This window comes from Halobacillus sp. BBL2006, assembly GCF_000786645.1.
Taxonomy (GTDB): Bacteria; Bacillota; Bacilli; order Bacillales; family Halobacillaceae; genus Halobacillus.
Genome location: NZ_JRNX01000196.1, coordinates 1 through 3,145 on the forward strand (window position 1 = coordinate 1; position 3,145 = coordinate 3,145).

Genomic DNA, 3,145 nt, shown 5'->3' on the forward strand with positions numbered 1-3,145 from the left:
GATGCTCCGTCAGTAAATTTTGAAATTAAGTTACTTTTTCAGTGGCCTCGCTGCGCACTGTGGGGTCTCACCGATGCCTTCCTCCCGCAGAAGTCTCCGTGTATTTCCTACGCTGGAATGGTCTAAATCCTTCTTCTACATGTTTAGTTTATCAGCGAAGCATTCTGTCGGAGCGGCCATACTTCCACCTTACAAGACAAATGTCCGAAGTAATGGCATGAATTGAATATGTTGCGCTAATATACAATAAAAAAACCGAACGATGGTGAGATCTTATCATAAGAATTTCACCATCGTTCGGTTTTTAGAATGGCTAAAACACTTTTATCCCAGTCCCTTACTTTAACTTTATTGAAAGGCATTATTTACATCATAATCAGGTAAATGAAGAACAGAGCGATTACCGATGGCCATTTTTGCAAGCTCCGCTCCTACAAATGGACCGCTGGTTAAACCTGAGGCTCCCAATCCATTTGCCATAAGTACATTCTTAAATTGAGGAAGATGTCCAATCACAGGCAGAGATCCTGGTGTAAATGGTCTAAAGCCGACCTTAGTTCCCAAATAAGTGGCTTCAGACAATCCCGGAGCTACTCTTAGTGCTTTATCAAGAAGTTGATGAACAGATCCGGTCGTAACACAGGTATTAAAATCGTTCGACTTTTCTTTTGTAGCACCAATGACCAATCTTCCACCTCCAAAAGTTACCATATAATGATTAAAAGGCGGAAGCATGACAGGCCAATCTTTTGTATTCATTCCAGGCATTTGTAAGTGAACGATTTGAGCTTTCTCAAAAGATACATTTGTCTTGAGCCCAAAAGGTTCAAATAACTCTTGTCCCCATGCACCATTCGTAACGATGACCTGGTCAGCGATTATCGATCTTCCGTTTACCAAAACTCCTTGGATTTCACTGCCATTTGATAACAATTTAGCGCTGCCGAAAATTTCGGTGGCCCCATTTTTCTTTGCAGCACGAAGTAAAGCAGTGCAAATAGCCTTTCCATCTACACGAGCAGCTCCGCCAATGTGGACAGAACCATAGATGTGCGAAACAGGCGGGAAAAGCTCTTTCGTTTGTTCAGATGAAAGCTTTGTTATCTCTCCCATTTCAGGGGCTTCTTCTTTTCTCTCATAAGCTACTTGCATTTTCTTATTCAGCTTCTCTTCTGTATCAAAAATATTGATGGCCCCAACTTTTGAATATCCTGTATCCGTTTCTCCGTCTGCTTGCAAATCTTTGATCAGTGAAGGATAATACCTTGCCCCTTCCAGAACTAACCGGTACCACGCTGCGTTACTGCGATTCGTTAGCCAGGGACACACGATTCCCGCACCCGCCTGAGTAGCTTGTCCTGGGTCGTTCCGATCTACAACTACTACTTCTTCTCCTGCTTTTGCCAGATGGTAAGCGGTAGAAGCTCCGAGGATTCCTGCTCCAATGATGATATGTTTCATGTTGACACCTATTTCATATTAGATTCTCATCCGATTGTACCGAAGTTTCAATAAATGAACAAATTCTCAGGTATGTTCTCATATTAAAAGGATTGAGTGCGTCTGGATAACTTCATTTTTCCTTCTTATGAGAAAAATTGAATTTATTCATAAGAGAACTCCCAGAAATAAATTGATCCATATGCTATTAGAATCGATAAGAGCGCTTCTATGTCAATTGGTTTACTTAGCCAGTCTTATTCTGAAAGTACTACCATTTGATCAGTCAGCATTTACATATCATCAACTGGTTCCCAAATGGATCTTGAAAGTTGAAATAATGCTCGTGTTGAATTTCCGTGACTAATTGGATACCTTTCCCCTTTATATAGCGATAAGCAGCTTCAATGTCTTCAGTATCGAGATGAAAGAGTGGGGTTTTAATCAAGTTCTCCTCTGAATAAATTTTGCTATCTAAAACAATGCCTGTGCCTTTCATAGGGATCACGTATATGTGTCCGAATAAAATCTCCCCGTCAGGCGAAATGCCTAACAAATCACAATACCAATCACGTCCGTGCACGATGTTTTTTACTGGAATGAATACAGTACCGATGTGATTTAATATGGGATGATCCATATAATCGCTCCTTATTTTACTTTGATTGCTGAAGTAATTAATAAATGAAGAAAATCGATCTCTTTGTTTTTTCTTACCACATATTATGACCTCATGAAAAATAGACGTCTCTTATATCTAACTTCTTTTTTTCAATTCGTCTAGCAAGTAAAATTTGAAATGGATTGAAGCCTTCCCTTTTAATCGATCATAAATCTCTAACTTTGTCTCGTTTTCATTATTGAAAGGTTGGTCGGACACGAACGAAAGAATGAAGCTAAACGAGCGTTGATCTTTATTGTACTCCTGAACTGTTTGAATCATATGAACAAGACTTTCAATTTGACTCTCTTCTATTTTTCCTGAGGGTGAGTATTTAATTTCTATTCCTATTAATTCATTAGGCTTGAAGGCAATACCTGAGAAGTTCACTCGGTACTCTGCAGTATCCATCGCCATCTGCCTGCGAATGGATAGATTCATCTCAGACTCCAGCGCTCTTAAAACTGTTTCTTCGATCAAAAAATAGAAGTTTGAAGCATTGAATAAATGATTCATGAGCGCTTGATTCAGATTTTCTGCCTCATGCTGATCAACCGATTGATCCCCTTTCACGTCACCAGTGCCGGATGAATGTAAAACAGACTCACTGAAAGGAAATAAATGTTGTGCTTCTTTTTTAAATTTTTCATTTTGTTCTTCAGGATTCAGTGGCCGAAAAAAATTGCTCTCATCACGATAATCACTAGGACTATACAACTTTTGGTGATGGTTGATGACTAAATACAAAAAAGCGATGAGAATGAAAATTGGAAATAATACGATAAACCACACAAGTGTCCACGTTTGATTCACTGACAGCCACTGATCCGACAAAGTGAGGACAAGACCGGATACGGCATAAATAAAAGATATGAACAAACCTATGATTCCTAGTGGATTTTTTGTCATATAACTCGCTTGCTCCAAAAACTCTGCAAACTTGTTCATCATTTCCCCCCACTCTTCTATAGGTAAAGCTGATTCTCTAACACTTTTCGACAGCAATTATCCAAACCCTTCCAGCTGAATAAAAAATGAAACAAA

Annotated in this window: 3 protein-coding genes; all 3 read right to left on the reverse strand. The window is 39.2% G+C overall.

Annotation, left to right across the window (positions count from 1 at the left end; translation table 11 throughout):
* Positions 1–348 precede the first annotated feature (348 nt).
* The 3 genes from LD39_RS06905 to LD39_RS21745 all read right to left on the reverse strand — a co-directional run bounded on the left by LD39_RS06905 (position 349) and on the right by LD39_RS21745 (position 3,049).
* Positions 349–1,461 (reverse strand): FAD-binding oxidoreductase, encoded by a 1,113-nt coding sequence (locus tag LD39_RS06905; protein WP_035544437.1) that lies wholly within the window; start codon positions 1,459–1,461, stop codon positions 349–351.
* A gap of 265 nt (positions 1,462–1,726) precedes the next feature.
* Entirely contained in the window at positions 1,727–2,080 is a 354-nt protein-coding gene (locus tag LD39_RS06910; protein ID WP_035544438.1) for a VOC family protein, read from the reverse strand.
* Positions 2,081–2,197: 117 nt separating this feature from the next.
* Positions 2,198–3,049 carry a hypothetical protein gene (locus tag LD39_RS21745; protein WP_052158757.1) on the reverse strand — a complete coding sequence of 284 codons (852 nt, stop codon included), beginning with the start codon at positions 3,047–3,049 and terminating at the stop codon, positions 2,198–2,200.
* Between the last annotated feature and the right edge of the window lie 96 nt (positions 3,050–3,145).